We start from the raw sequence: 1,149 nt of genomic DNA, 5'->3' as shown, positions 1-1,149 counted from the left end.
CCTGCAAATACTCTCCACTTCCCTTCACGAACTTTAACACCTTGGTCGTTGTAAGTGACGGGCCTAACTTGGAGACACTGCTTTTCACCATTCATATCACAATTGACTTCTTTGGCTTTCACTGCCCAAAATAACGTCTCGCCCTTACTGTTGTATTTCGCTTGAGGTGTGAGTTTACCACTCCAAACCAAAGTCACATCGTCGTCAGTAAATTGGGTCAATACTGGACTTTCACCTTGCTCCATTTTTAATTCACTGCTGCCGAGCATTAATGTGTTTAATGTGTTTTCTGCCATATCAAGATCGCTGCAAGACATTTTGGTGCTCATGACTTCCTCAGTGCTCAAAGCATGTCCCTGTAGCTCATAAGCAGCGCTCACCATATTGCAGCCAACGCTGTAGCTGAGTGTGTCTTGATTGAACACTAGGGTCACCTGACTATTGATATCCGCAAACTCAGGCATAGGCTTTTCATTGGCATCCATTGCACTCATTAATGTCCAGCGATGACGGGATAAGGTGGTTATGAGCTTTTCTTCAGCACTTAATTTAGTCGAGCCAGGTTTATCCATTGCTGGCTCGTTATCTGTTAAAAGGTTTGCGCTAGATAATGCGTCTGTGGTTTCACTAATGTCAGATGTACCTGATATCTCGTTTTCATTAGAAACGTCTTCTTTTTGGCAAGCGCTCAGCATCAAGCTTGCCGCCACTATACTGGGCAATAAAAACGTTGTCAGTGCTGATTTTTTAGCTCTACCTACCATATTACGAACCTCTTAGTAAGCGTATCTCAATTTTCTCGATTACTTATTTCTATATACTTACTGGTCTTGTATCTTCTGAATAAATATTTAATTAACTATTCTGGAATATCGTTATTATAATCACGTTAGATTAACCACTATAGACCGAGCATTATTAGCTTATGTAATAAAATGTTGATTTTTATTATGTTTTAAATTCTTTTATTATTTTGCTATCTAATGTCATGAATTTCATGGACAAAAAAAGGATAGCTAACACATATTAGCTATCCCCGATATTATCTTTAATGAGCACGCATCTAAAAACAATAGAACTTGCGATGTATCTCTTATCTAATCATTGATTTCTGCAGGCTTAGCTTTAGCCATGTTTTTAATACTGAAG

At 38.6% G+C, this 1,149-nt stretch carries 1 protein-coding gene; it reads right to left on the bottom strand.

Annotated features, from left to right (window positions below; genetic code table 11):
* The coding region (locus ACS8FC_RS14600) for an META domain-containing protein (RefSeq protein WP_439297295.1) at positions 1–764 on the bottom strand (764 nt) is incomplete at its 3' end.
* Positions 765–1,149: the final 385 nt, after the last annotated feature.

The organism is Psychrobacter sp. 1Y4 (assembly GCF_051847555.1).
Note: the sequence above shows the minus strand (reverse complement) of the source record. Positions and strands in the feature narration are given on the sequence as shown.